The organism is Streptomyces sp. NPDC041135, from assembly GCF_055592085.1.
On sequence record NZ_JBVIYZ010000028.1, the window covers coordinates 1 to 24214 of the forward strand.

Below are 24214 nucleotides of genomic sequence, written 5' to 3' on the forward strand. Positions count from 1 at the left end.
CGCTCGTTTACGCAGCTCAGCGGGGTAGGAGGAAGGGCGTGCCATGACTCGATCCTTTCACGGAATCGAGTCTCTACCGAACCCGGAACGGTTCAATCTGCCCGAGCAGTGCAATCCGTGGACTCTGGACGGCAACCTCTACATCGACCTCGACGATGAGCAGACCGGCTACCTCTTCTCCGACTGGGATCCTGAGGATGTTGCGATCCTCGAAGCAGCCATCGGACATCACCCCACTTGGGCGGTGCAGATCGACATCTCCGGGCGAATCGACGGCACCGCAGAGGTTCACCGAATGATCGCTCTGCTGCTTGAGCAGGGAGGCGTGGCAACGGACGACTACACCCCCCACCCTTGGACCTTGCCGGAAATCCTGTCTGGAGCGGTGATCGACGGCCTGCGGTTCTTCGACTTCCGCGGCTACCACGAGCTCAACCGCGAGCACGGGCGCTCCTGACTCTGTCCGCTGCTTCCTCCTGCGTCCCTACCCCGCCCAGCGCGGCCGCCTGGTGAAGATCCGCGACAACCTCCTCGACCGGATCGCCGAAGCCGAGAAAGAGGGCTGGCTCGGCGAAATCGAGGGCCTGCGCGTCAACCTCGCCGGCGCCGAATCCAGAATCGACCAGACCGGCTCTGCGCCCGGCAGCGTGGCGATCAACCTCGGCATGTGGCGCAAGGCCCCGGCTCACCCCGCCCAGAAGGAGGAAGCAGGGTCGCTGAGACAATCGCGGGATGATCAGCAATGAGATCCGGTTCGATTGCCAGCACCGTGGCGACAGGGGTCTGCTCGTGGTCGTCCCTCACATCGACGGAGCACCACTCACCGAGCTGATCGATGAGTACGAGATCGCGGCCGGGATGCAGCCTGCAGGTGATGCCTACGGTGGTCTGATTCCGGAGTTCTTCCGGTTCGGCCCGATGCAGGACCACTTCCTCGGGCTGCCCACTAGCGCGATGGGGCCGAAGACCCCAGTCCTCGGTTGTGAATGCGGTGAGTGGGGGTGCTGGCCGCTCATGGCCCGCATCACCGCGACAGCGGATCTCGTAACCTGGGACGCCTTCGAGCAACCCCACCGCAAGACCCGCGACTACGTGGCATTCGGTCCGTTCCAGTTCGACCGCCACCAATACGATGACGCCTTGCAGGCCCTGAGCGCGGTGATCGGCTCCGCCGCCGACGACACGAGCGCATGAACACTGCCGTCAGTCCGTCTTGCCGCACAGGGAGTCCAGGGGCGGAGGCCAGCGGCGGGGGACTCGTCCTCACCCGTCGGCGACGGGCAAGTTGTGCCACCAGTGACCGCATCCGCCGGAGCAGAAGCGTTCGCGGCGCCGTTCGTCTGCGACCGCGAGGACCTCGACCAGAAGCCGGAACGCCTTGCGTCGTTCGTCGACAGGGGTGAGGCCGGCGATCTTCCCCAGTTGCTGGTCGATCGGGCCGCAGGTGATCAAGACCGCCGGGGTGTGTGTCGGGCGCAGCCCGGCACGTCGGATGCTCTCCGGTCCGTCTTCGGTGACGGCGCGCGCCTGCACGCAGTGGTGGCACAGGAACAGGAGTATCTCGGCCTGCTCCTCCGGGCTGTGGGTGTCGAACCACTCGATGCCCTGTGACATCGGGCGCAGTCCTTGGGCGAGTTCGTTGAGGATGATGTCCCGCTCGGTCATGGTCAGCTCCCGCAGGCCAGCGAGGCGAAGACCTCAGCGGTCTCGTCGACGAAAGCGCACAGTTGCTGCACGGCCTGCCGACAGTCATGCAGGTCGAGAGCCGCCACGGCCCGGACTTCGAGCCATCGGTCCCAGGGACCGGCCGGGGCAAGGAACCGTGTCGTGTACTCGGAGCCGAGAATCTCATCGAGGTACAGAAGCATTGCAAGAACGACTGCCTGGTCGCAGTCGAGGTCGGGACGCGACAAGTAGTGATCAAGGTATGCGCTGAGCAGTTCGGCATCCGCTGCAGTACCGAACTTCGCAAGGGCGACGCTGTATGCCGCGCCCGCATACGGCCCCTCGCTGGCCAGCAGGAGCCGGCCTATGAGCTCGCGAAACTCAGGCCTGTGGGCCACAGCAACCAGCCAGGCGGCAGTCTTGCGCTCGCGCCATCCACCCTCGAAGAGGACGCCGAGCTCCGCCGGAGTGATTTCGTACGCAGCCTGAGCCGGATCCCGCACAAACGCGGAGCGCTCGACCGGGCTCAACCGGAAAACGCTCCCGCCCAACCGAAGGTATCGCCGATCAGGCGTGACGAACCGCCGAACCAGATCCTGCAACCCGGGATCGCTCTGGACATCACGCATAGCCGCATCCTGGCCCGGGACGGTACTCATGTGCCACAGGTTTGCCGACTGCCTCAACGGACCGTAGTTACTGGTTCAGAGAAGCCTGTGTCAGGTGCCCCATGCTCCGCCTCGACCTGGCCCAGGAACTCCGGCTGCTGGAGATCGAGACCAACACCCACCAGCGCCTCAAAGGGGCCCAGCGGATGCAGTGGCTCGGTCGGGGAATATCCCGAGGGAGAGGAACAGGACGACTGGGCCGAGTTCTACCCGAACCGGCTGGGGTTCAGCGCGCCGTGGGACGGCTTGTACGACACGTGAGGTGATCGGTCGGATCGGCCAGCACCCGGCAGTGTTCCGGCGGCAGGATGCCGTGCGTCTGATCCGTGAGCGCGGAGCGGAGGTCCGCGAGGTTGGATTTCACGGCGGGAATCGCGGGCAGATCGATGTCGTCGAAGTTGCTGCACCCGATGAGGACCGCCCGGGATGCGGCACCGTCGGGGAGGCGCGGCGCGCTCTGCTTCGCTCCTGCCCGCTTTCCAGCAGCTGGCCGACCGCCCTGGGAAGCGTGACGGCCCCCGCCCGGACACTTGCTGGCCGGTACCGCCGAATTTCACCGGGGCCCCGCCGGCGTCTTCGCCGCCAGGGTCCGCTCGCGATGTAGAAGGCCATATCGCAGGACGAGTTGCTGGCCTGCCACCTACCATCACGTCATGACCGTCGCTCTGGAGGCGCCCACGAGACTGCGGTTCCTGTCGTTGGAGATCACCGGCCGCTGCCAGTTCACCTGCCCGTCGCTGTGCTACGCCGGGTCCGGACCGGCGCGGGGCCACGGCAGCATGAGCGAGGACGACTGGTTGCGGACCATCGACCAGGCCGTCGCACTCGGCGCCGAAGAGGTCCAGCTCATTGGCGGCGAACCGACTCTTCATCCCAGCTTTGTCCTGATCGTCCAGCGCGGGGTGGCTGTCGGCCTCCGGGTGCGGATCTACAGCAACTTCCTCCGGATCCGCGACGAGCACTGGTGGCTGTTCGAGCATCCCAACGTCCGGCTGGCGACGACGTACCACAGCAGCGAGCCGGCTGAGCACGATGAGGTCACCGGCCGGAAAGGCTCGCACAAGGCCACGCGCGCGAACATCATCGAAGCTGTCGAGCGCGGCATACCGTTGCACGTCGCCGTCCTCGACGGAGGTGACCACGAGCGCGCCGAGCGGGCCCGCGCGGAATTGCAGGCCCTCGGCGTACACGCCGTGCACGTCGGGAAGGTGCGGGCCGTCGGCAACGCCGCGGGCACCGCGCTGCCGTCCACCTCCGAACTGTGCGGGCGATGCGGAGACCAGAGAGCCACCGTCCTGCCGAGCGGCGATGTGGCGGTATGCGAGATCGGGCGGTTCCTGAGCGCGGGCAACGTCCTGGATGCGGACCTGGAGTCGGTCCTGTCCAGCGCCCAGTGGGCCGACGCACGCGCAAGCATTCCCCGGAAAATCGACCCGACGGCCTGCAACCCCGACTGCCAGCCGGCTGACTCCGACTCCTGCGACCCCGGCAAGAACGAACCCTGCAACCCGATGGATTACGCACCCGCGGTGACGGGTCCGCCCATGGCCGGCGTGCCCACGCGTCTGTGAAGGAGGCCCTGCTCATGGACCGGGCACCAACGAGGTGGGTCGACCACGCCGCCAGGATGGCAGACAAGACCGTACGACCCGAGTCCCGCTGGCACCGGCCCCTGGCCGTCACACCCCGGCACCTGTTCGTGCCCCGGTGGTGGACGAGCAGCGAGCAGGACGGGACGTGGACCTACGAGCTGCGCGACGGGGCCAGTGACCCCGACGCGTGGATGAACAGTGCCTACGACAACAGCCTCAGTGTGATCACCCGCGTCGGCCCCCACCACGCCGACCATGCTGCCTGCGGCACCGTGGTGGCGGAGACGTGGCCCACCTCGTCGGCCACGCTGCCCGCGCTGGTCGTGAAGATGTACCAGCACGCCTTCATCACCGACGACTCCAGCATCCTGCTGACCTGCGGCAGCGGATACGGAACGGCCCTGGCGTGCCAGCGCCTCGGCGCCCGGCGGGTCACGAGCGTGGACGTAGACCCGTATCTGGTCCAAGCGGCGCGCGACCGCCTGGACGCAGCGGGCCACCGGCCGCGCCTGGAGGTCTGCGACGTGACCGGCGAGCTACCCGGCAGGTACGACCGCATCATCTCCACCGTCTCCGTGCCGGCCATCCCCCCCTCCTGGCTCAAGGCGCTCAACCCTGGCGGCCGCATGGTGACCACCCTGTCCGGAACAGGGCTGATCATCGTCGCGGACAAAACAGCTGACGGCGGCGCCACCGGCAAAGTCGCCCCCGAGCCCGCCGGGTTCATGACCACCCGCCACGGGGACGACTATCCCCGCCCTCCCCACAACGCCAGCCTGTGGGAGACCGCGCGGAAGGCCGAGGGCGAGAGCATCACCACGGGGTGCTATCCGGTGATGCGGGTGAGCAGCACCTGGGACCTGCGCTCCACCCTCGAACTCACCGTTCCCGGTATCGAACACCGCATGGAGACGGCCGAGGACGGCGCCCGCACCGCCTACATGCTGCACCCGGACGGCTCCTGGGCCCGTGCCACGGCAGCAGGAGCCCGGGAACTGCCCACCGTCCACCAAAGCGGCCCACGCCGGCTGTGGGACGAACTGGACCGCATCCGCACCTGGCTCGTCATCGACGGCGATCTGCCCGTTTCGCGTGCGGCCGTGCGCATCGACCCGGACGGCACCTGCCATCTCAACCGCAGCGGCTGGTCGGCCACCATCGGCGCACAATGATCGGGGGCACCACGTCCACCACACTGCGTTACCCCGGACCCAGATCAGGCCTGTGCTGTCCAACGTCCACCCTTGATGATCTGCCCCTGCTCGACGAACGGTGGATGGCATCCGGACGCGGCCGTGTGTACTGCTGCCAGCCTCCTGCGACATGAGTTCCAGTTCATCCCGACCGGAAGCCGGCGGTCCGCCCCGGCGATACCGTGGTGACACACGCCAGACAGAAGCCCAGGAGCCCCGGATAAGCCGCAGCCGGCCCCGCGCCCGCTCGCCAGCCCCTCGATGAGCAGGCCGCCGAATCAGCTCGCGTCTACGCGGCCGCGGAGCGCGCCAAGACGGACGTCCTCGCCTCGGTCCTGGAGGACATCGCCGCCAACGGCTACCCCTCGCCCGAGTCCGGCGTGCCATGGGAGACCGCCCGCGACGCCCGCCTCTCGGACGAGCAGCCGCGTGTCGCCTGAGCGCGGCGCGCGCCGTTCGCGCGTCATCATGATGGACCCCGCGCTCACTCAACTCGCCAAGCTCACCGTGTCCGAGACACAGGGCCTGGACCGCGCGATCGTCGCCATCAGCCGCCTGCCCACCGAAGAGGACTGGCACCGCATCGCCCGCCACCTGCCCGCCATTCAAGCCGCGCCGCTGTACATCAACGAGTCAAGCTGCGCCGCCTCAAGGCCCGCGAGCCCAGGCTCGGCCTGGTGGTCATCGACTACATGCAGCTGATCACCCTCGGCGGCCGGCGCCCCGAGTCACGCGAGCGGGAGGTCGCGGAGATCAGCACCTCCCTCAAGCGCCTCGCCAGGGAACTCCAGCTGCCGCCTACACCCCCGAGTCCGCGCACGCCGGCGAGGTCGAACTGATCATTGACAAGCACCGCAACGGGCCGACCGCCACCATCACCGTCGCCGGCCAGTTGCACTACAGCCGGTTCGTGGACATGGCGCAGACCTGGCCACCACGTTGTAGGGTCTCGCATGCCCCGCTCTTCTAAAAAGCCCCGCCGACTGGTCGCCGACGGGCTCGTGTACATGTGGACGATGCGCCACGGCCATCGAAGGGACCACGATGGCCGGTCCGTGGACTGCCGCCAAATACTTACGCTGTCCCCGCAGCCAGCCGGCACCGGCGGCCCACTGCGCATTGTTTTTGCCGACGGGCCCGGCCGGTACGTCCCGGGCGGGGCCCCCTTCGGCTCCGGGGACGTCGGCTTCACCCGGGGCGCAGACCTGAACCTGCACGAGCCGGGCGCCGTCCGCGCCTTGCTCGACGTGGCGCTGGCCCGTGGGTGGCAGCCGGGGGAGCGGCGGGCGGTCGAGGTCGACGGCTGGCTCCTGCTGGTAGCGGCGGCCGCCGCGCGAGCAGGGGACGCCGGCCCCCAAGGCCGGTAGCGGCGGCTTCTCTTGGCCTGACCTCATTGGGTCGCATCATCGACCACCGCGGCCCGCGCACCGTGATGACCGTCGGCTCGGTTCTCGGCGTGCTGAGCATCCTCTCAGTGGCCGCAGCCCCCAACCTGCCGGTCTTCGTGGCCGGCTGGCTGCTTGCCGGACTTTCGATGGCCGCGACCTTCTACCAGCCCGCCTTCGCCGCCCTCACCTGCTGGTGGGCCCCCGACCAGATCCGCGCCCTCACCATCGTCACCCTGGCCTCCACGATTTTCGCCCCGGTGACCGCGGCGCTCGCCAACCACTTGTCCTGGCGCGCGACCTACGCCGTCCTCGCCCTGGTCCTCGCTGTCGTCACCATCCCCGCCCACGCTCTTGCGCTCAACGCACCCTGGCCGAAGGCACCACCGGCCCCCGCCCGCGCCACCGGCGGCGCGGACACGGTGGCACGCAGCCGCCTGTTCTAGATGCTGGCCGCCGCCCTGCCCCTCTCCGCGTTCGCCGTCCCGCCGTCGTCGTCGCGCTCGTACCGCTCCTCCTCGAACGTGGCTACTCCACCACCGAAGCTTGGCTTGAGGAGCCGCTGGCGGATGAGCGTGTCTGGGAGCAAGTGATGGTGGACGGTAGGGGGCCGTTCTGGTGGCGCTGTCCGCCTCGACCTCGACCGACGTCTCCTCGCCGTCGATCCGCTAGGACGGAAGGCGCCTCGAGCGCCTCCTCGTCGGGGTGAGCGCGCCTTGGTTACAGGCTGGTTGTCTCCTCCTGCGCGGTGTTGCCGGCATCGGCGGCATTGGGGGCGTCCTCGGTGCTCTCCGCGGTGCGGCGGTAGTAGGGGTGGGTGGAGTCCATCCTGCGGGCGAGATGGAGGGGGGTGGGGGTGCTTTGGCGGACGTCGGAGGTGATGCCCTGGTTGGTCAGGACGGCGGCGGCGGCTCCGATGAGGTCGCAGTCGGCGTCGGGTCTCTGGGGGATGACGGTGAACCGGGTGGCGGTGTGGGCGTAGCCGTTCTTGCTCTGGCTGCTGCTGTCGAAGCGTGTCTCGTCCTTGCCGAAGCGGCCGGCGGCCCAGGTGCGGGGGACGTTGACGAGCAGGAGGTCGGGGTAGGTGACGGTGCCGTCGTCGGTGGCGAGTTGATACGCCCGCCGGCGGTGGGTTCGGCGACGCCTTCGACGGCCTTCCAGTCTTCGCGGGGGCCCCACTGGGAGGCGATCGCGGCCGTCACCCGAGCGCGGACCTCGTCGTTCCGCGTGCCGCGCGATGATCCATTCCAGCAGCTCGGGCTCCATCATGCACCGGATCGTAGAAGGCTGCCGGACTGTGGCGAGCAAGAACCGGACAGTTCAGCTACCTGCTTCTGCTGACGACCGCTTATTAGGGCTCGATCGCTACGAATGTAGGTTCTGGTCGGGCCGATCATGCGCCAGACGCCGAGCTTCGGCCGTGACCTCGGCATCAAGCTGAGCCAACGTCCTGTTCCCGTACTCGACGGTGTCGTACTCGTCATCAAGCTCAGCAAGGCGCTCGGCCAGGGGTAGCTGGTGGCCGAACCGCTGGTGGATGCGTATAGCAAGCTCTCGCGGCGTCAGCCGGCCCGCCAGCATCTGGTGCGCGAGCGCCCGCACGGCAGCGTCCTGCCCGGCCTCGCTGTCGCGCGGGTAGGACACGAGGTCCAGCTCGTCGAGCACGACGGGAAGCAAGTCGGGAACGTCGTACTCCGCCTCGGCCCATGTGTATCCGGCCAGAATGCGCAGTGCCGGGCTGTCTAGTCCGGCAACGAGTGCCGCGCAGGCAGCCTCGACGACATCGTGAGCATGGGCCTCGCCGATACTCCAGAGAACAGCGAGGTCTTGCAGGTCATCGGTTGCGGCTTCGATCGGCGACACCTACACATGATCCCCTTCAGGAGATGATCCCGTCGACCGCCTTTCGATGCTGGCACCGACCGCGCTGACGGACGAGAGACACGATCCGGCCCCCCCCGTGACGGAGGGCCCTGGGCTGCCCCCCTTCCCCCCCCGGGCGCACTGGCATGTCGGCCTTGGCGAACACTCCAGCACGGCCAGCCCGCCGGTCCGCCCTTGCCGAAGGGGCCGAAGGTACCGCGCGAGTGCCGCCGTCGCCCCGGCAGAGACCAGCAGCCGCGGGTCGGGCAGGGCGACACGTCCTACCCTCCAACTGGCCCGCTGCCAACCGGCGCGCCCCGTAGGTGGGTTATGTGGCCCGCTCCCCGACTGGGGTGCGAGCGAGGAAGAGATCGGCAGGGTGCTCAGTGGCGCGGCGGCAGCGTCACACGAAGGGGGACGACGACGCCCGGCCGGTTGGTGTTCCGGCGGGGCGGTCGTAGGCAGGGTGTCGTGTTCGTCGGCGAGGTGCCGGTGGTTTCAGTCCACTGCGGGCGGCACGCGTGTGGCGTGGTGGTAATACATCCGCCAGTCTGCGGTCTGATCCCTCTTGCGCCAGATCGAACTGTGCCTGGTCCTGCGTTCGCCGAGCATGGTCTCGAAGGTCAGGTGCACCAGACCCGGAGCGAGCAGCATTCCCGAGATCTCCGAGGGCTCGTAGCGAGGACCATCCGGCGAACTGCCCGCGTGGTCAGCCAGTTCGGCGAGCATCTCCTCGCATGTCCATCGCCGCCCCGACCCGCCGACCTCCACGAACTCCGGGTCGAGAAGCTGCGCGGCGCGTTCCCGCGAGGCTCGGACACGCGGATCCATGAGCTGCAACTCGCCCGCGATCGCCTGGTTCACATCGTCTGTTGCACCGTCCATGGATGTATCTCCACCGGACACAGCCGATGCGCCAGCACCGCCCGATTGCCCATGATCGCCGTACTCGGATCATGTCACCTGCCCGGCACGACGCTTCATCCGCTATCGCGCGCCAACTCGTTAGAGGTCGGGCCGCCCCGCAGGCTTGTCCAGTAGCAGTGCCCGGCGGGCCGAACCGATGTGATGGCGCATCGCCGCGACGGCGGCCTCCGGATTGCGGGTCGCAATGGTGAGGAAGATGACCTGGTGCTCCTGAAGTGACCCGGTTCTGGGGTGCGGAGCGGCGAGGTTGCGGTACTGGCGCATCACCAGCGGGTAGAGCAGGGTGTCGTAGGCGCGGGCCAGGGTGTGCTGGTGCGCGGCCTCCTTGACCTGTTGGTGGAAGCGCCGATTGCCTTGCGAGTAGGCGGCCTGGTCGCCACGGGTCTGCGCCTGCTCCATCTCCTCCAGGGTGTGCCGCAGCGCGGCGATGTCCTCCTCGGTGGCCCGCTCCGCGGCCTTTCCGGCGAGGGCCGCCTCCAGCGTCTCGCGGGCCTCCAGGATGTCCGCGGCCTCCTCCACGCTGAAACTTCTGGTGCGCACCCCGCGATTGACCTCGCTGGTGACGTACCCCTCCTGTGTCAGGCGTGCCAGGGCGGTGCGCATGGTGCTGCGCGATACGTTGAACATGCGGGTCAGGTCCGCCTCGGTCAGCCGGGTGCCGGGCGCCATGTCTCCCGACAGCAGCAGCGCGCGAAGGCCCTCGTAGGCCTGGCTGTAGCGGGTGCCCGACGCCTTCGTCCCGGGCTCGACATCGTTGCTGCCGCTGTCCACGTGACCGCCTTTGCGTTCCGAAAAGAGGAGAGCCGAGGCGGGAACCATAGCCGACGGCGTGGCGCGGTGTTCCGGCTGCAACCGAGGGTGAAAGCGGGTATTGACTGCGCATTGACCGACGTGCGCCGCCAGATTGTCGGACAGAATTGATGGTTAGGGCCGGGTTGGTTGGTCCTATGCTGCGGTTTTCTGCGTCGAGCCTTGTGGTGGCATTTCGATGGTGTTACGTTCGCTCGCATCTTGTTCGACAATCTGCGCGGCGGGCGTCTCCCTCACACCTCTCCAGTCGGCCCTCGGGGGGCGTCCGTCCGCCGACGAAGGGACTCCAGCGATGTCACCTGACATGAAACGTCGAGCGTTCCTCATAGCCGGCGCCACCGTCGCCGGCGCCGCGCTCCTTCCCAAGTCCTTCGCCGTCGCGGCCGCCGCCGGCGGCAAGAAGGGCGTGCTGCTGATGAACCGGATCGGGCCGTCGTCCTCGACCCTCTGCATCGCCGACGCCGACGGGACGAACGAGCGGCCGCTGTTGCGGAACGCAGCGTTCGACTACCACGCCGGCTTCTCCGCCGACGGCTCGTCGGTGTTCTTCACCTCGGAACGTACCGGCGACGGCAACTCCTGCCTCTACCGTGCCGACATCGACGGATCGGGCGTCGAGCCCCTGGTGGTCGGCCCGGCGATGGACGACTGGGCGGTGCCGTCGCCCGACGGGACCAAGGTGGCCTACGTGTCCACGAGCGGGGACCACAGGACGCACATCTGGCTGCTGGACCTTGCCACGAAGAAGCGCACCAACCTGACCGGCGCCACGGGCCTCGCCGGCGACCCCGAGAGTCCCGACGGCCACTTCCGTCCCGCCTGGTCGCCTGACGGCCGGTGGATCGCCTTCTCCAGTGACCGCAACACCACCTGGCGCGGGCACGACAACGGCGCGGGCTGGGAGCACACGCAGGAGCTGAGCATCTACGTCATCCGGGCGGACGGCACGGGTTTCCGTCAGGTCGCCACGCGCGAGGGCTACTGCCTCGGCTCGCCGAAGTGGTCGACCGACGGCTCCCGCATCGTCTTCTACGAGATCACCGTGGAGGGGACCTGGGGGGCCCACCGGCCGGAGGCCATCGGCCAGGTCGCCTCGCAGATCGTCTCCGTCGACGTCGCCACCGGCGCGCGCCTCGAGCACACCTCCGGCCCGAACCTCAAGGTCGCGCCCCAGTACGTCGGCGCGGACGAGATCGGCTACCTCGTCAAGGGCGGCGCTGAGGAGGGCCTCGCCTATGTGTCGGGCACCCGGCCGGGCGTCAAGCGGCCCATGCGCTCGCCGGTCTGGTCGCCCGACGGCAAGTCAGTGATCTACGAGAAGGTCGACTACACGACCCGCAAGCTAGACGCCCCGCTCTACAGCTGGGACCAGGACTGGGAGTACCGCTTCTGCGACGTGTTCCCCGTCCTGTCGCGGCAGGGCCGTCTCGCGATGACGGACAAGCAGCTCGGCAACTCCTCCATCGTCACCATGCGCCCGGACGGTTCGGACCAGAAGGTCGTCTTCGACTCCGCCGCCTCCGGCCTCGACCCGGCGATGGTCGCCAAGGGCCTTTCCGGCGCCTTCCGGCCTGCGTGGTCAGGCGACGGCAAGTGGATCGCCTTCGGCCTGGGCGGCTGGTTCCAGACCCGCGCCACGACCACCGCCACCCTCATGCGGGTGCGCAGCGACGGATCGTCGTGCGAGGCACTCACGGACGGCACCGTCAACGCCGGCTTCCCGAGCTACTCGCAGGACGGCAACCGCATCGTCTACCGGGTGTGGGGCAACGACGCGAAGGGGCTTCGCATCCTCGACCTGGTGACCAGGAAGACGACCGTGCTCACCACCGAGGCCGACAACCTGCCCGACTGGTCGCCAGACGGCAAGCTCATCCTCTTCACCCGCAGGACGAGCACGACCAACTTCGACGTGTGCACCATCAAGCCCGACGGAACCGGCCTGCGCGTGCTCACCAGCAGCGGGGCCAACGACGGCCACGCCGTGTGGAACTACGACGGCCGCATCCTCTACAACAGCGGCATGTACGGATTCCGGGAGGAGGCGGCGCTGTACGACAACACGTTCCAGCCGTACGGGCAGATCTTCAGCATGAACGCCGACGGCTCCGACAAGAAGATGCTGACCGACAGCCAGTGGGAGGACTCGATGCCGCTCTACCTCCCGCAGAGCGTCTTCACCCAGTGACGAGAGGGCGGGGGAGCGGCGGCGCGCCACGACCACGCGGCCGCTCGGGACCCCGCCCCGCCGTCTCAGGGTCTCCCGACCGCGCCCCGACCGGGCCGCGACAGGAACAGCACGACCGCCCCGGCGCCCACCGCGGTCACCCCGCCGACGAGCAGGGCGCTGCGGGGGCCGAGGAACGCGCCGGCCGCCCCGACGAGCGGCGCGCCGATGACCGTGCCGCCCATCCAGCCGATGGACCAGATCGCCATGACCCTGCCCCGCATCTGCGGCGTGGCCCCCATCTGTATCAGCGTCTTGGCCGACGAGTTGAACGTGAGGGAGCCGACGCCGACGGGGATGAGCAGGACCAGGGCCACCGGCAGGCTGGGCGCCAGGGCCGCGGCACAGATCAGCACGCCCCAGATCACCGCCGACACCGACAGGGAGCGCGTGCTGAGCCGGCGCCGCCGCACCGCCACGAACCCGCCCACTACGCCGCCCGCGCTCATCAGGGCCGTGGCCGCGCCGTAACCGGCCGGTCCCGCCCCGAACGCCGAGGTGGTGAGCAGGGGCAGGCTCACCGGGAACTCCCAGGTGAAGATGCCGGTCACGTACACCATGACCATCGGGTACAGCAGTTCCGGGGTGCGCCGGACGTGGGCGAGCCCGGCGCGGATCTGCCCCTTCGCGCGCACTTCCCGCTCGGCGGCGTTCATTTCCGACGTCCGCAGCATGGCCAGGCTGACGAGCACGGCCAGGAAGGACACGGTGTCCAGGGCGAAGCACGGCACCACCCCCAGGGCGGCGATGACGAATCCGGCGATGCCGGGGCCGACGAGTTTCGCCGTGTTGACGAAGGTGGAGTTGATCGCGATGGCGTTGGTCAGGTGCTCGGCGTCGACCAGCTCGCTGATCAGCTTCTGCCGGGCGGGGTTGTCGAAGAGGTTGGTAAGGCCGAGCGTCAGCATGATCACGACGAGCAGCGGCAGCGTCACCGCTTGGGCCGCGGACAGCACCGTCAGCAGCGCGGCCTGCACAGCGAAAGAGACCTGGGTGAGGGCGAGCAGCCGGCGGGTGTCGTGGCGGTCCACCACGAGTCCGCCCCAGGCGCCGAGCAGCAGGACCGGCAGGTACCGGGCGCCGGTGACGAGGCCCAGCATGGTGCCGCTGTGCGTCAGTTCGAGGGTCAGCCAGCCCGCGGCGATGTTCTGCATCCAGTTGCCGACGACGGACGTGGACTGGCCGAACGTGTAGACGCGGTAGTTCCTGATCCGCAGCGAGGCGAATCCGCCGGGGCCGCCGGCGGACGCGGCGCCCGTGGCCGCGGCGGCCCCGGCGGGCGGCGGCTCGTGGTGCACGCCGCTCACCGGCGTACCGGGGCGGGCCCGCTCCCGCGCCGCGGCTGCCGTACGGGCGCGGCGGCGGCCACCGCGCGGGCGGGGAAGACGGCCGGGTGCGGCCGCGAAGACGTCATGACGCTCCGTTCGGGAGGCCGGCGCCGCCGCGCGCCGTCTGCCGGCGGCGCCGGCCGCTGGGTTGTCGCCGGCACCGTGCACGGTTCGCCGATGTTCCTGGGCCGTTGGTGCAGGCCCCCGGGGGGGGCCTGCCGGTCACGGCCGTGCGGCGGCGGGGATGCGGAAGGCGAAGGAGTCGGGGAAGGGCACGGCCACCTCTGCGCCGGTGTCCGTGAGGCGTCCGGACGCCCGGTCGACGCTGAAGAGGTTCACCGTACCGCTCGCCTCATTGGCGACGAACAGCCAGCGGCCGCCGGGGTGCAGGGCGAAGCTCCATGGGGTGACGCCCCCGCACGGGATGCGCTGGATCTCGGTGAGCAGGCCGGTCCCCGGCGCCGCCGCGAGGACGAGCAGGGCGTTCTCGCCCCGGTTGGAGGCGTAGACGTGGCGGCCGTCGCGGCTGACGGCCAGCTCGGCGGCGCTGGTGCTCCCGGTGTGCTCGGGCGAGTTCGTCGACATGACCTGACGGGGCGTCAGGATGCCGAGCGCCGCGTCCCAGCGCAGGGTCTGGAGGTCGGCGGTGAGCTCGTTGAGCAGATAGACCGTCCGCCCGTCCGGGTGGAAGGCCAGACGCCGCGGGCCCGACCCGGGGGCCGTCGCAAAGGTGCTGCGGGCACTGTCGGACGTGTCGCCGATCAGTCGGTTGCGGGCCCGGTCGTAGTCGTGGACGAACACCCGGTCGGCGCCGAAGTCGGCGACGAGGGCGAACCTGCGGTGCGGGTCGAGCACCACGTGGTGCGGGTGCGGGGCCGCCTGCCGGGGGCTGGGCCCGGAGCCGATCTCCTGCACGCGTGAAGTCACCGTGCCGAGGCCGCCGTCCCGGTCCACCGCGACGGTCACCGCGGAGCCGGCCGCGAAGTCGGCGACGAGCAGCGCCTGCGCGTCCGCGGTCGGCCCGATGTACGACAGTCCGCCGCTGCCGGCCGCAGCCACCTCCGTGGTGACCTCGCCGATCTTCCGCAGGGATCCCGAGGCGTCGTCGATGCGGAAGGCGCGGATGTGGCCGCCCTGCTCGCTGCCGGCGACGTAGAGGACGGGGCGGGTGGGATGTGCCGCGACCCAGTTAGCGCTGACCTCCGCGACAACGCCCAGGGGCGTCATGGTCCCGCGGCCGGCGTCGAACCGCACCGCGTGCACCTGCCCCTGCCCCCAGGTGCCGATGTAGAGCAGGTCCCCGGCCCGCTGCGGCGCCGCGGCGGCCGGTCCGGCGGTGAGCAGCGGTCCGGCGGCCGCGGCCGAGGCGGCGACGGTGGCGAGGACGGTGCGGCGGGAGGGCCGTCCCGCGGGGAGATGGGCGGACGCGTTCATCAGGAGGAGGGTCCTATTCCGTTCGCACGGCGGAACGACAGCCCCGGCCGTCAAGATTGTCTGACAAGAGATGCAGGGAAGGTATCGACGGACGCGCCGCCCTGGCAAGACACGTGCAGCGATCGGCAACTCTCGGGGTCGGTCGCCGCTTGGCGTGTACAGCTTGTTCGACAATCTCCACCGTGTCGAGAGGTGCTCGCCGCAAAATCGGGCGCCCTGCGGAGTCGGTGACCCACCCGAGGCCGGACGTTAAGTTCCAGCCCACCCGTAGCCGCACCTCCGTGAAGCGCCGCTTCCCATCTTGTCTAACAATATTGGACAGGGGGAGCGCAGGGCGTGACAGATCGAATGTTTCTTCCACGGACTTCTTGTGGCCGCGTGTCGGCGGTGTTACGTTCCCGTCATCGCTTGTCAGACAATCCTGCCGTCGGCGGCCTCACCACCACCGCTCGGGCGGCGTAATCCAGCCGCTCCCGTGCCTTCCGTACCGGGCCATCAGCCGCATCGCCACCAGCAGTTCATGCAACCCCCTTCCACCGCACCGTCACACAACAACGCCCCACCAGGCGCGAGCGCACGGCCCCGCTTCGTCTCTCCGCGAGGAGGAGGTCGAGGAGACAGCTATGTCGACGAAACAGCGCAACTCCCACCCGGAGGCACTCCGCCTCGACCAGGTCACCCTGCAATTCCCCGGCACGCACCGCCCGGCGATCGAAGACGTGTCGTTCACGGTCGATCGCGGCAAGGTCGTCGCCGTGATCGGACCCAGCGGATGCGGGAAGAGCACGATCCTCAACCTGGCCGCGGGACTGCTCACCCCCACCGAGGGCCAGGTCCACTACGCCGGTGAACAAGTCAGCGGCGTCAACTCCGACGCGGCGTACGTGACCCAGCACTCCCACCTGCTGCCCTGGCTGAGCGTGAAGGCCAACATCGGCCTGGCGCTGAAGTTCCGCAAGGTCCCCAAGGAGGAGCGTGAGGAACGCGTCGCCCACTGGGTCGGGCTCGTCGGCCTGACCGGCTTCGAGAGCCACTTCCCCCGGGAGCTGTCCGGCGGCATGCAGAAGCGCTGTGCGATCGCGCGGGCGCTGATCTACAACCCGTCCATCGTGCTGATGGACGAGCCGTTCGGACCGCTCGACGCCATCACCCGGCTCGAACTCCAGCAGGAACTGCTCAACATCTGGCGTGAGCAGAACGGAACCCTCATCTTCGTCACGCACGACCTGAACGAGGCCATCTACCTCGCCGACGAGGTCGTCGTGATGTCGAAGGGACCCGGCACGATCCGCCGGATCCTCCCGGTCCCGTTCGAACGCCCGCGCCGCATCGGCTCGCTCGTGAAGTCACCCGAGTTCGCCGAGCTCTACAACGACCTCTGGGGTCTCTTCGCCGCCGAGCGCGAGGCCGCCGCGTAGCACCGGGCCGGCCGCACACCACAGCCGGCCACGCACCAGCCCACCCGCACACCACAAGCCCGCCCGCAGCCCGCCCTCCGACGAACGGGCTGCCGGATCCGACGCCCGGGACGCTCCCCCCGGAGCCGCCCTGCCGGCGCGGCGTCATGCCTCTGCCTGCCCATGAACCCGTGCCCGCCGCCGAGTGAGGTTCACCGCTTTGATATCGATCACAGAAGAGATCGCCGTACCGAGTCCGCCCGAACGTGTCTGGGAGGTCATCTCCGACCCCTCGGCCGTCGTGTCCTGCATCGGCGGCGCCGAACTCGGGCCGTCGCACGACGACGGCTCCTTCGACGGGACCCTGGCCATCAGATTCGGCGGCATCCGGGTCAAATTCGCCGCCCGGGTCGCCCTCGACCTGGACGAACCCGCGCACGAGGGCCGTCTGACGGCCCGGGGCGCGGACGGACAGGGCGCCACCCGCTTCAGCGCGGGCGCCACCTTCCGGGTCGCCGAGGGGGAGATTTCAGGCACCGCACGGGTTCTCTGCGACGGCGAGATCAAGCTCAACGGCAAGCTGGCCAAGCTGATCGAGTCGGGTGCGGGCATGGTCGTCTCCCGCATGACGAAGGAGTTCACCGACCAGCTGGTCCTGCGGTGCGCCGAGCCCACCGACCCGGCCTCCACCGAGCCGACCCCCGCCGGGCCGCTCACCGCCGCACCGGCCGCCGACTTCGCCGCGCCGCGGACGGCAGCCACCACCTACGTCACATCCACGACACCCGCCGGACCCGCCACAACCACGGCAGCGCCCCGGCCCACCGGCCTGCTCGCCCGTCTGCGCGCCTGGTGGACCGGGCGGCGGCCGAGGCGGCAGGGCACGGCGCCGCAGGAGGCGCACCGCCCCGAGAACACGTCCGGTGAGGCACTCGGCCAGGGAGGCCGGCGATGACAACGTCCAGGTTCAACAAGGTGATCGGCGCTCTCGCCGCCGGCGAGCACGTCTTCGCGACCTTCGCGGCGGCCGACCCGACCTCCGCGATCGAGCTGAGCAACGCGGACTACGACGCCGTGGTGTTCGAGATGGAACACAAACCCTGGGACATCAACGCCCTCAAGGACAGCTTCCAGTACCTCCTGAGCCGGCGGCAGGTCTTCGAAGCGGACAGCCTCGCGCCCGCCGTCACCCCGCTGGTGCGCATCCCCGCCAACGGCGCGGAGAAGGCGCAGTGGCACGCCAAACAGGCGCTCGACCTGGGGGCGTTCGGCATCGTCTGGCCGCACATTTCCACAGTGGAGGAGGCCCGCAACGCTGTCGCCGCCTGCCGCTACCCGAGCCTGCCCGGCACACCTCGCCACGAACCGGCGGGGCTGCGCGGCGACGGCCCGCACGCGGCCACCCGATACTGGGGCATCTCCAACATCGAGTACTACGCCAAGGCGGACGTGTGGCCGCTCGACCCGGACGGCGAGATCCTGGTCGGCCTGATGATCGAGGACCAGCTCGGCATCAAGAACCTGCCGGACATCCTCGACCAGGTACCCGGCATCGGCCTCGTCCTCATTGGCGAGGGCGACATGAGCCAGGAACTGGGCCTGCCCCGCCAGTACGAGCACCCGCGGGTCCAGGAGTGCAAGCGGCGGATCCTCGACATCTGCAACGAGCGCGGGGTCGCGGTCGGCCACCCCCATGTGACGGCCGGCAACGTCGAGCAGGCGCTCGACGACGGCTACCGGTTCCTGATGTCGGCGCCGGTACGCACCTACCCGGGTCTTGCGCGGGCCCGGGAGCTGACCGGCCGCGGCTGACGGCCGCCTCCTTGCCCCGCCCCCCACCACGCGACCACCGCAGACGCGAGTTCCGGAGTGATACATGATCATCGACTGCCACGGCCACTTCACCACCGCGCCCGCCGCGCTGGGCAAGTGGCGGGAGAAGCAGATCAAGGCGTTCGAGGAGTCCGGCGCGCGGGTCTCGCCCGACGAACTGCGCATCAGCGACGACGAGATCCGTACCGCCATCGAAAACGGACAGCTCAAGCTGCAGATCGAGCGCGGCACCGACCTGACGATCTTCTCGCCGGGCGCGGGCAAAATGGCCCACCACTACGGCGACGAGCGCACCAGCCTGGACTGGTCGCGGGTCAGCAACGACCTGATCGCCCGCGTGTGCGGACTCTTCCCTCAGCGGTTCGCAGGCGTGTGCCAGCTCCCGCAGTCCCCGGGGGACGCGCTGCCCGCATCCGTGGCCAACTCGGTCATCGAACTGGAACGCTGCGTCGAGGAGCTGGGCTTCGTCGGCGCTCTGCTCAACCCCGACCCGTCGGACGGGTACTACCAGGCGCCGCCGCTGACGGACCGGCTCTACTACCCGCTCTACGAGAAGATGGTTGAGCTGGACGTTCCCGCGATGATCCACGTCGCGATGTCACGCAACCCCGCCATGCAGGGCACCTGCGCCCACTACCTCGCCGGCGACACCGCGGCGTTCATGCAGCTGTGCGAGTCGGACCTGTTCAAGGACTTCCCGACGCTGAAGCTGATCCTGCCGCACGGCGGCGGCGCCGTCCCGTACCACTGGGGCCGCTACCGGGGCATGATGCAGGACCGCGGCCGGCCGCCGCTGGAGGAGTCGGTCCTGCGCAACGTCCACTTCGACACCTGCGTGTACCACAAGCGCGGCATGGAGCTGCTGCTCGACATCATTCCCGCGCGGAACGTCCTGTTCGCCTCGGAGATGATCGGCGCCGTCCGCAGCGTGGACCCGCAGACCGGGCGGCGCTTCGACGACACGAAGTACACCCTCGACTCGATCGACAGCCTGAGCGAGGAGGACCGCAAGGCGGTCTACGGGGGCAACGCGCTGCGGGTCTTCTCCCGGCTCGACGACGTCCTGAAAGCGCGGGCGACGGCCGCGGCGAACGTGAAGGAGTCCCACAAGTGAAGGTCTACGAGGCGCTGGCCGAGGCGTTCGTCAAGGAAGGCACCAGCGACGTCTTCGGCATGATGGGCGACGCCAACATGCACTGGATGGCCGCCCTCGCCGACCGCGGCGTGCGGCTGTACGAGGTGCGGCACGAGGGCTCCGGCCTCGGCATGGCCGACGGCTGGGCCCGAGGCTCCGGCCAGCCAGGCGTGGTCACCACGACCAGCGGCCCCGGTGTCTCGCAGCTCGCTACCTCGATGCTCTGCGCCAGCCGGGCGCGCACCCCCCTGGTCGCCTACTGCGGCGAGACCCCGCTGGGCGACGAGGGCGCGACCCAGTACCTCGACCAGCGGCGTTTCGCCGCCGCCATCGAGTGCGAATTCCTCCAGGTGACCCGGCCCGAGCAGGCGCAGGAGACCGTGCAGAAGGCCTTCTACCTGGCCCGCACCGAGTCGCGCCCGGTCATGATCAGCGCGCCCTTCGACGTGCAGGTCGCCGAACTCGACGACTACGAGGAGGACTACATCCCCTCGACCGACCTCATCGACCGCTCCCGGCCGCTGCCCGACCCGGCCCGCGTCCAGGCTGCCTGCGACCTGATCCAGGACGCCAAGCGCATCGTGATCATCGCAGGCCGGGGCGCACGCGGCGCCGACGCCGGTGAGGAGATCCTCGCCCTCCACGAACGGACCGGCGCTCTGCTGGCCACCACGCTCCAGGCGAAGAACTGGCTGTGCGACCGCACCGACTTCCACGTCGGTCTGTCGGGACTGTTCGGCGACAAGCTGTCGATGGAGCTGCTCCAGGAGGCCGACTGCGTCATCGCGGTGGGCGCCAGCCTGAACCACTACACCATCGAAAGCGGCTACCTCTACCCCGAGGCCAAGTACATCCAGATCGACACCGCCCCCCACCTGGTGATGGGCAACGGCCGCACCGCGGACTGCTATCTCCAGGCCGACGCGGTCACCGCCCTCACCGAGCTGACGAAGGTGCTGAAGGAGCGGTCCGTACGCCTGGAGGGCTTCCACACCGACCGGGTCCGCGACCACCTCACCGCCCGCCTCACCCAGCCTGAGTACGTCAACGAACTGGGCCGGCTCGACCCGCGCGAGGCGATCTGGATCCTCGACCACGAACTCCCGGGCGAGATGGGCCTGGTGCTCGGCAGCGGTCACCAGACCGACTTCGGCACCATGCTCTTCCAGCGCTCCCGCGAGGTGCTCTCCAACTACGGCATGTTCGGCGCCATCGGCCAGGCCCCGCTGATCGCCCTGGGCCAGATGGTCGCGAAGGGCAACAAGCCCGGTTTCGTGGTGGAGGGCGACGCCAGCTTCATCATGCACCTGCCCGAGTTCGAGACGGCGTGCCGGTACGACATCCCGCTCCTCGTCGTCGTGATGAACGACCAGGGCCTCGGCGCCGAGTACCACAAGGCGAAGGCCAAGGGACTCGACCCGGAACTGGCGACCATCTCCACCCCCGAGCTGGGCGCGGTCGCCGAGGCCCTCGGCGGCGGCGGCGCCACGGTCCGCACCGCGCAGGAGCTGCGCGACGCCCTCGCGGAGTACGTACGCGCCCCCCGGCCGACCGTGATCGACGTCCGCATCACCCGCGAGGTGCTGAGCACCCCGTACCGCCGTATCCAGTACGGCGAGGACGTATGAGCGGGCAGGACGGGACCCCCGTGCCGGCGGCGGGGACCCCGCTGACCGTGCTGCTGGGCGACTACCCGCACACGCGGCCGCTGAAGGAGGGGGCCGCCCCCGTGGCGGGGGTGGACTGCCGGTACCCGGAGTCCTCCCCGCTGCCCCCGGCCTTCGCCCGGATGGTCCGGGACCTGGCCTACGACATCTGCGAGATGCCGCTGGCCACCTACCTCCAGGCCCGGGAGGCCGGCGTGCCGGTCACCCTGCTGCCGGTGGTGCTGGTGGGAAGCACCCACCACCGGGCGCTGACCCGGCTGCCACAGACCCCGGCGTTCGGCCCGGACGAACTCACCGGGCGGCGGGTGGGCGTCCGCGCCTACGGCCAGACCACCGGCCTGTGGGTACGCGGCTGGCTCCAGGAGGAGTACGGCGTCAGGTCCTGTGATGTCACCTGGGTGACCACCGAGGACGTCCACGTCGCCCAGTACGTCAACCCGCCGTACGTGGAGCGGTCCAAGGCCGAGCGGGTCGCCGACCTGCTGCGCTCCCAGGACGTCTCGGCGGCGGTGCTCGGCCCCAAGGCGATCGGCGGCCAGGGCGCGGGCCTCGTCCCACTCGTGCCGGACGCTGAGGAGGCCGGCCTCGCCTGGATCGAACGGCACGGGACCATCCCAGCAAACCACCTCCTCGTGGTGCGCGACGACGTCCTGCGGGACTCCCCGGACGCCGTGCTCACCTTCTACCGGGCCCTGAAGCAGACGATCGCCGACACCGCGGGCGAGCGGGACGACTCGCCCGCCGGGCGGGCGGTCGCGGCCGGCTGGAGCGCCTCGCTCACTGCCTGCCTGGAGGTCGGCGCACGGTACGCCCAGGAGCAGGAACTCATCGGCGCACCGGTGGACGTCGCCGCAATCGAGGCGAGGACGGCCTTCCTCGACGCGTGAGGCGGCCGGGCCGGGGCCGCCGACCGGCGGCGCACTCGTAAGAACACACGGACACACGGAAAGGAGGAGCAGCGATGGTGGCGCTGCGGAAGCGGGGCAACGCGCCCACGCGCAAGCCGGACGTCTGGACACCCGACCTGCTCGAGAAGGTCGCCTGGCGGGTGAAGGCGGCGCAGGAGCCGTTCCGTGGCGTGAGTACGTCGAGCGGCATCGCGGCGGGACTGTTCCCGCTGCGCTCCACGGGCGCGGATGTCAGCACGGTGTACCGGGCCGCCGAGGACTACCTGGCGGGCCTGACGCAGAAGCAGCTCGCCGAGGGCCGGTTCCCACTCGACGACGTGAGCTGGCGCCACTGGAACAACGGCGCCCGCTACTTCCTGCGCCACGGCATCTGCCTGGAGGACCTCGACGACGCCGGGCGCGGCCGTGCCCTGGCCGTCGTCCGCGAGAGCCTCAGCGCCGACGGCTACGACCAGATGATCGACCTGATGCGGCTTAACCGCACCATCGGCGAGCTGACCGGCGACGTCCAGGGACTCAACGAACTGCTGTACTGGTTCTCCCTCTACGGAGAGCCGGAGAACGGCGGCCCGTGGGGCTGGCAGCTCGACGGGCACCACGTCAACATCAACTGCGTCTTCGTCGGCGACCAGATGGTCCTCACCCCCACGTTCCTCGGCGCCGAGCCAGTGATGGCCGGCGGCGGGAAATTCGCCGGGACGGTGGCCTTCCGACACGAGGAGGCGCTTGGCCACGAGCTGTTCACCGACCTCGATCCCGGGCAGCGGGAGCGGGCCGTCATCGCGGAGACGATGCCGTCGGAGCTGTTCGTCGGAGCCTTCCGGGACAACTTCCAGCTCGACTACCGCGGCCTGCCGATCAGCCAGATGTCGGCCGGCCAGCGGCAGACCGCCGTCCAGCTCCTCGGCCGCTATGTCAACCGGGCCGGCGACCACCACGCCCGGGTGCGCATGGAGGAGGTCCTGGCCCACGAGGGCGACACCCACTTCGCCTGGGTCGGCGACCCCGACGGCACCTTCTACTACCGCTTCCACAGCCCGGTGATCCTCATCGAGTTCGAGCACATGCCCGGCGTGTACTTCGGCAACGACTACCCCTCGCGCCGGCACATCCACACCATCGTGCGCACCCCCAACGGCGGTGACTACGGCATCGACCTGCTGCGTCAGCACCACGAACGGCACCACCGGCCGCAGCCCGCCCACCCTGACCAGCCAGCACGACAGGCACCCCGCCCGACCCCCACCCGCACGTCTGCGAGGAGAGACAAATGAAGCTGGTGCTCGGCCGTGACGACCTCGCGGCAGCCGCGGCGTCCGCGGCCCGTGAAGCGGGCGCCGAACCGGAGCGGGTCGACGTCAAGCCGGTGCACAAGGCCTCCCGCGGCTTCGTGAACCGGTCGGACGTGGACCTGTGCGAACTGGCGATCGTGACCGTTCTGCAGGCTTCCGCCTACGGCAAGCCGGTGCTGCTGCTGCCGGTCACCACCCTCGGACGCCACCAGCACCAGACCCTGGTGACCCTCGGCAAGCTGTCGGTGGCCGACGTCGAGGGACACCGGGTGGGCGTACGCGCCTGGAGCCAGACCACCGGTGTGTGGATGCGCGGGTTCCTCACCGAGAGCTACGGTGTGGATCTGCGCAAGGCCGACTGGACGACGTACGAGGGCCATCACGTCGAAGGCGCCGAAGACCCGTCCTGGGTGACGCGGGCGCCGCAGGGGAGCAAGCTGCCGGCGGACTTCCTCGACGGCCGGGTCGACTTCGGGATCATGGGCAACGAACTGCCCTCCGACGACCGCATCCGCACCGCCATCGACGGCGCCCGAGGCGTCGCCGAACAGTGGGCGAAGGACCAGGGGTTCATCCCGGTCAACCACGTGGTCGGGGTGTCCGAGGCAGCCGCCGCCGAGCACTCCGCCGCCGTCCTCGCCGCGTATGACTCGATGCGGGCGGTGCTCACGGCCAAGGAGGAGGGCGGACCGGTCGCCCTGCACCCGGTGGGATTCGAGGGGCTGCGTGCCGCCTTCACCAAGGCCGCGGCCTACGCGCTCGAGCAGGACGTGATCCCGCGAGCCGTGGACTACGACGAACTCGTCGACCGGACCTGTGCCGCACTCGGCGTGACACCTGCCCGTCTCGGCGGCTGACCGGCGCCACAGAGACGACCAGCCCACAGATCA

The 24214-nt window shown here is 69.6% G+C and carries 23 protein-coding genes and 2 pseudogenes; 17 read left to right on the plus strand and 8 right to left on the minus strand.

Translation table 11 applies throughout. From position 1 onward, the window contains the following. The first annotated feature begins 43 nt into the window (after positions 1 to 43). The 3 genes from ACZ6CZ_RS33125 to ACZ6CZ_RS33135 are packed head-to-tail and all read left to right on the plus strand — an operon-like array spanning position 44 to position 1194. On the plus strand, positions 44 to 457 hold the full coding sequence (locus ACZ6CZ_RS33125; RefSeq protein WP_469028728.1) for a hypothetical protein: 414 nt from the start codon (positions 44 to 46) through the stop codon (positions 455 to 457). 52 nt (positions 458 to 509) lie between these two features. Continuing rightward, entirely contained in the window at positions 510 to 746 is a 237-nt protein-coding gene (locus ACZ6CZ_RS33130) for a hypothetical protein (RefSeq protein WP_469028730.1), read from the plus strand. Next, complete coding sequence (locus tag ACZ6CZ_RS33135) at positions 733 to 1194, plus strand: hypothetical protein (protein WP_469028733.1); 462 nt, start codon at positions 733 to 735, stop codon at positions 1192 to 1194. The genes ACZ6CZ_RS33130 and ACZ6CZ_RS33135 overlap by 14 nt, the downstream gene beginning before the upstream one ends. Positions 1195 to 1263: 69 nt before the next feature. Here ACZ6CZ_RS33135 and ACZ6CZ_RS33140 read toward each other — a convergent pair whose 3' ends face one another. Further along, positions 1264 to 1665, minus strand: coding sequence for a DUF5958 family protein (locus ACZ6CZ_RS33140; protein ID WP_469028735.1), 402 nt, complete (start codon positions 1663 to 1665; stop codon positions 1264 to 1266). Between the two features lie 2 nt (positions 1666 to 1667). Beyond that, positions 1668 to 2294, minus strand: coding sequence for a DUF6000 family protein (locus tag ACZ6CZ_RS33145; RefSeq protein WP_469028737.1), 627 nt, complete (start codon positions 2292 to 2294; stop codon positions 1668 to 1670). Positions 2295 to 2986: 692 nt separating this feature from the next. Between ACZ6CZ_RS33145 and ACZ6CZ_RS33150 the strand changes: the two genes are divergently transcribed. The 5 genes and pseudogenes from ACZ6CZ_RS33150 to ACZ6CZ_RS33170 form a co-directional block, all read left to right on the plus strand. Then, complete coding sequence (locus ACZ6CZ_RS33150) at positions 2987 to 3904, plus strand: radical SAM protein (protein ID WP_469028739.1); 918 nt, start codon at positions 2987 to 2989, stop codon at positions 3902 to 3904. Positions 3905 to 3960: 56 nt separating this feature from the next. Continuing rightward, positions 3961 to 5097 (plus strand): methyltransferase domain-containing protein, encoded by a 1137-nt coding sequence (locus ACZ6CZ_RS33155; protein ID WP_469028742.1) that lies wholly within the window; start codon positions 3961 to 3963, stop codon positions 5095 to 5097. A 582-nt stretch (positions 5098 to 5679) separates the two neighbouring features. Beyond that, a pseudogene (locus tag ACZ6CZ_RS33160) lies at positions 5680 to 6088 on the plus strand (DnaB-like helicase C-terminal domain-containing protein); the annotation flags it as partial. Continuing rightward, the gene (locus ACZ6CZ_RS33165) at positions 6072 to 6485 is read left to right on the plus strand and encodes a hypothetical protein (protein WP_469028744.1); all 414 of its coding nucleotides are present in this window, start codon (positions 6072 to 6074) and stop codon (positions 6483 to 6485) included. The pseudogene ACZ6CZ_RS33160 and the gene ACZ6CZ_RS33165, both read left to right, overlap by 17 nt. A 17-nt stretch (positions 6486 to 6502) precedes the next feature. Then, positions 6503 to 7050, plus strand: a pseudogene (locus tag ACZ6CZ_RS33170) (MFS transporter); the annotation flags it as partial. A gap of 173 nt (positions 7051 to 7223) precedes the next feature. Here the strand turns inward: ACZ6CZ_RS33170 and ACZ6CZ_RS33175 are convergent. From ACZ6CZ_RS33175 to ACZ6CZ_RS33190, 4 genes are all read right to left on the minus strand, one after another. Beyond that, positions 7224 to 7772 carry an RNaseH domain-containing protein gene (locus ACZ6CZ_RS33175; RefSeq protein WP_469028747.1) on the minus strand — a complete coding sequence of 183 codons (549 nt, stop codon included), beginning with the start codon at positions 7770 to 7772 and terminating at the stop codon, positions 7224 to 7226. A gap of 96 nt (positions 7773 to 7868) precedes the next feature. Beyond that, a complete protein-coding gene (locus ACZ6CZ_RS33180) occupies positions 7869 to 8366 on the minus strand; it encodes a hypothetical protein (protein WP_469028749.1) in 498 nt (165 codons plus the stop codon). Between the two features lie 498 nt (positions 8367 to 8864). Continuing rightward, complete coding sequence (locus ACZ6CZ_RS33185; protein ID WP_469028752.1) at positions 8865 to 9251, minus strand: nuclear transport factor 2 family protein; 387 nt, start codon at positions 9249 to 9251, stop codon at positions 8865 to 8867. Positions 9252 to 9371: 120 nt separating this feature from the next. After that, complete coding sequence (locus ACZ6CZ_RS33190; protein WP_469028754.1) at positions 9372 to 10064, minus strand: GntR family transcriptional regulator; 693 nt, start codon at positions 10062 to 10064, stop codon at positions 9372 to 9374. Positions 10065 to 10407: 343 nt separating this feature from the next. Here ACZ6CZ_RS33190 and ACZ6CZ_RS33195 point away from each other — a divergent pair, with 343 nt between their 5' ends. Next, positions 10408 to 12291: a TolB family protein gene (locus ACZ6CZ_RS33195; RefSeq protein WP_469028757.1), complete on the plus strand. Its 1884-nt coding sequence runs from the start codon at positions 10408 to 10410 to the stop codon at positions 12289 to 12291. 65 nt (positions 12292 to 12356) lie between these two features. On the opposite strand, the gene ACZ6CZ_RS33200 is transcribed toward ACZ6CZ_RS33195, so the two are convergent. Next, the gene (locus tag ACZ6CZ_RS33200) at positions 12357 to 13637 is read right to left on the minus strand and encodes an MFS transporter (protein WP_469028760.1); all 1281 of its coding nucleotides are present in this window, start codon (positions 13635 to 13637) and stop codon (positions 12357 to 12359) included. Positions 13638 to 13880: 243 nt separating this feature from the next. Further along, positions 13881 to 15092 (minus strand): lactonase family protein, encoded by a 1212-nt coding sequence (locus ACZ6CZ_RS33205; protein ID WP_469028762.1) that lies wholly within the window; start codon positions 15090 to 15092, stop codon positions 13881 to 13883. 623 nt (positions 15093 to 15715) lie between these two features. On the opposite strand from ACZ6CZ_RS33205, the gene ACZ6CZ_RS33210 reads away from it, so the two are divergent. From ACZ6CZ_RS33210 to ACZ6CZ_RS33245, 8 genes are all read left to right on the plus strand, one after another. After that, on the plus strand, positions 15716 to 16510 hold the full coding sequence (locus ACZ6CZ_RS33210) for an ABC transporter ATP-binding protein (RefSeq protein WP_469028764.1): 795 nt from the start codon (positions 15716 to 15718) through the stop codon (positions 16508 to 16510). Between the two features lie 199 nt (positions 16511 to 16709). Next, the gene (locus tag ACZ6CZ_RS33215) at positions 16710 to 17444 is read left to right on the plus strand and encodes an SRPBCC domain-containing protein (RefSeq protein WP_469028767.1); all 735 of its coding nucleotides are present in this window, start codon (positions 16710 to 16712) and stop codon (positions 17442 to 17444) included. Beyond that, the gene (locus ACZ6CZ_RS33220; protein WP_469028770.1) at positions 17441 to 18301 is read left to right on the plus strand and encodes an HpcH/HpaI aldolase family protein; all 861 of its coding nucleotides are present in this window, start codon (positions 17441 to 17443) and stop codon (positions 18299 to 18301) included. The genes ACZ6CZ_RS33215 and ACZ6CZ_RS33220 overlap by 4 nt, the downstream gene beginning before the upstream one ends. A gap of 64 nt (positions 18302 to 18365) precedes the next feature. After that, a complete protein-coding gene (locus ACZ6CZ_RS33225) occupies positions 18366 to 19436 on the plus strand; it encodes an amidohydrolase family protein (protein WP_469028772.1) in 1071 nt (356 codons plus the stop codon). Then, on the plus strand, positions 19433 to 21085 hold the full coding sequence (locus ACZ6CZ_RS33230) for a thiamine pyrophosphate-binding protein (RefSeq protein ID WP_469028774.1): 1653 nt from the start codon (positions 19433 to 19435) through the stop codon (positions 21083 to 21085). Before ACZ6CZ_RS33225 ends, ACZ6CZ_RS33230 begins: the two co-directional genes overlap by 4 nt. Then, positions 21082 to 22011, plus strand: coding sequence for a substrate-binding domain-containing protein (locus ACZ6CZ_RS33235; RefSeq protein WP_469028777.1), 930 nt, complete (start codon positions 21082 to 21084; stop codon positions 22009 to 22011). Before ACZ6CZ_RS33230 ends, ACZ6CZ_RS33235 begins: the two co-directional genes overlap by 4 nt. A gap of 74 nt (positions 22012 to 22085) precedes the next feature. Then, the gene (locus ACZ6CZ_RS33240; RefSeq protein ID WP_469028779.1) at positions 22086 to 23306 is read left to right on the plus strand and encodes a DUF3500 domain-containing protein; all 1221 of its coding nucleotides are present in this window, start codon (positions 22086 to 22088) and stop codon (positions 23304 to 23306) included. Next, the gene (locus ACZ6CZ_RS33245; RefSeq protein ID WP_469028781.1) at positions 23303 to 24181 is read left to right on the plus strand and encodes a hypothetical protein; all 879 of its coding nucleotides are present in this window, start codon (positions 23303 to 23305) and stop codon (positions 24179 to 24181) included. The genes ACZ6CZ_RS33240 and ACZ6CZ_RS33245 overlap by 4 nt, the downstream gene beginning before the upstream one ends. Positions 24182 to 24214: the final 33 nt, after the last annotated feature.

Coding starts and splice junctions, on each gene's coding strand:
- ACZ6CZ_RS33125 (WP_469028728.1), top strand. CDS start 44: ATGACTCGATCCTTTCACGGAATCGAGTCTCTACCGAACCCGGAACGG.
- ACZ6CZ_RS33135 (WP_469028733.1), top strand. CDS start 733: ATGATCAGCAATGAGATCCGGTTCGATTGCCAGCACCGTGGCGACAGG.
- ACZ6CZ_RS33140 (WP_469028735.1), bottom strand. CDS start 1,665: ATGACCGAGCGGGACATCATCCTCAACGAACTCGCCCAAGGACTGCGC.
- ACZ6CZ_RS33145 (WP_469028737.1), bottom strand. CDS start 2,294: ATGCGTGATGTCCAGAGCGATCCCGGGTTGCAGGATCTGGTTCGGCGG.
- ACZ6CZ_RS33150 (WP_469028739.1), top strand. CDS start 2,987: ATGACCGTCGCTCTGGAGGCGCCCACGAGACTGCGGTTCCTGTCGTTG.
- ACZ6CZ_RS33155 (WP_469028742.1), top strand. CDS start 3,961: ATGGCAGACAAGACCGTACGACCCGAGTCCCGCTGGCACCGGCCCCTG.
- ACZ6CZ_RS33165 (WP_469028744.1), top strand. CDS start 6,072: ATGCCCCGCTCTTCTAAAAAGCCCCGCCGACTGGTCGCCGACGGGCTC.
- ACZ6CZ_RS33175 (WP_469028747.1), bottom strand. CDS start 7,772: ATGATGGAGCCCGAGCTGCTGGAATGGATCATCGCGCGGCACGCGGAA.
- ACZ6CZ_RS33185 (WP_469028752.1), bottom strand. CDS start 9,251: ATGGACGGTGCAACAGACGATGTGAACCAGGCGATCGCGGGCGAGTTG.
- ACZ6CZ_RS33195 (WP_469028757.1), top strand. CDS start 10,408: ATGAAACGTCGAGCGTTCCTCATAGCCGGCGCCACCGTCGCCGGCGCC.
- ACZ6CZ_RS33205 (WP_469028762.1), bottom strand. CDS start 15,092: ATGAACGCGTCCGCCCATCTCCCCGCGGGACGGCCCTCCCGCCGCACC.
- ACZ6CZ_RS33210 (WP_469028764.1), top strand. CDS start 15,716: ATGTCGACGAAACAGCGCAACTCCCACCCGGAGGCACTCCGCCTCGAC.
- ACZ6CZ_RS33220 (WP_469028770.1), top strand. CDS start 17,441: ATGACAACGTCCAGGTTCAACAAGGTGATCGGCGCTCTCGCCGCCGGC.
- ACZ6CZ_RS33225 (WP_469028772.1), top strand. CDS start 18,366: ATGATCATCGACTGCCACGGCCACTTCACCACCGCGCCCGCCGCGCTG.
- ACZ6CZ_RS33235 (WP_469028777.1), top strand. CDS start 21,082: ATGAGCGGGCAGGACGGGACCCCCGTGCCGGCGGCGGGGACCCCGCTG.
- ACZ6CZ_RS33240 (WP_469028779.1), top strand. CDS start 22,086: ATGGTGGCGCTGCGGAAGCGGGGCAACGCGCCCACGCGCAAGCCGGAC.
- ACZ6CZ_RS33245 (WP_469028781.1), top strand. CDS start 23,303: ATGAAGCTGGTGCTCGGCCGTGACGACCTCGCGGCAGCCGCGGCGTCC.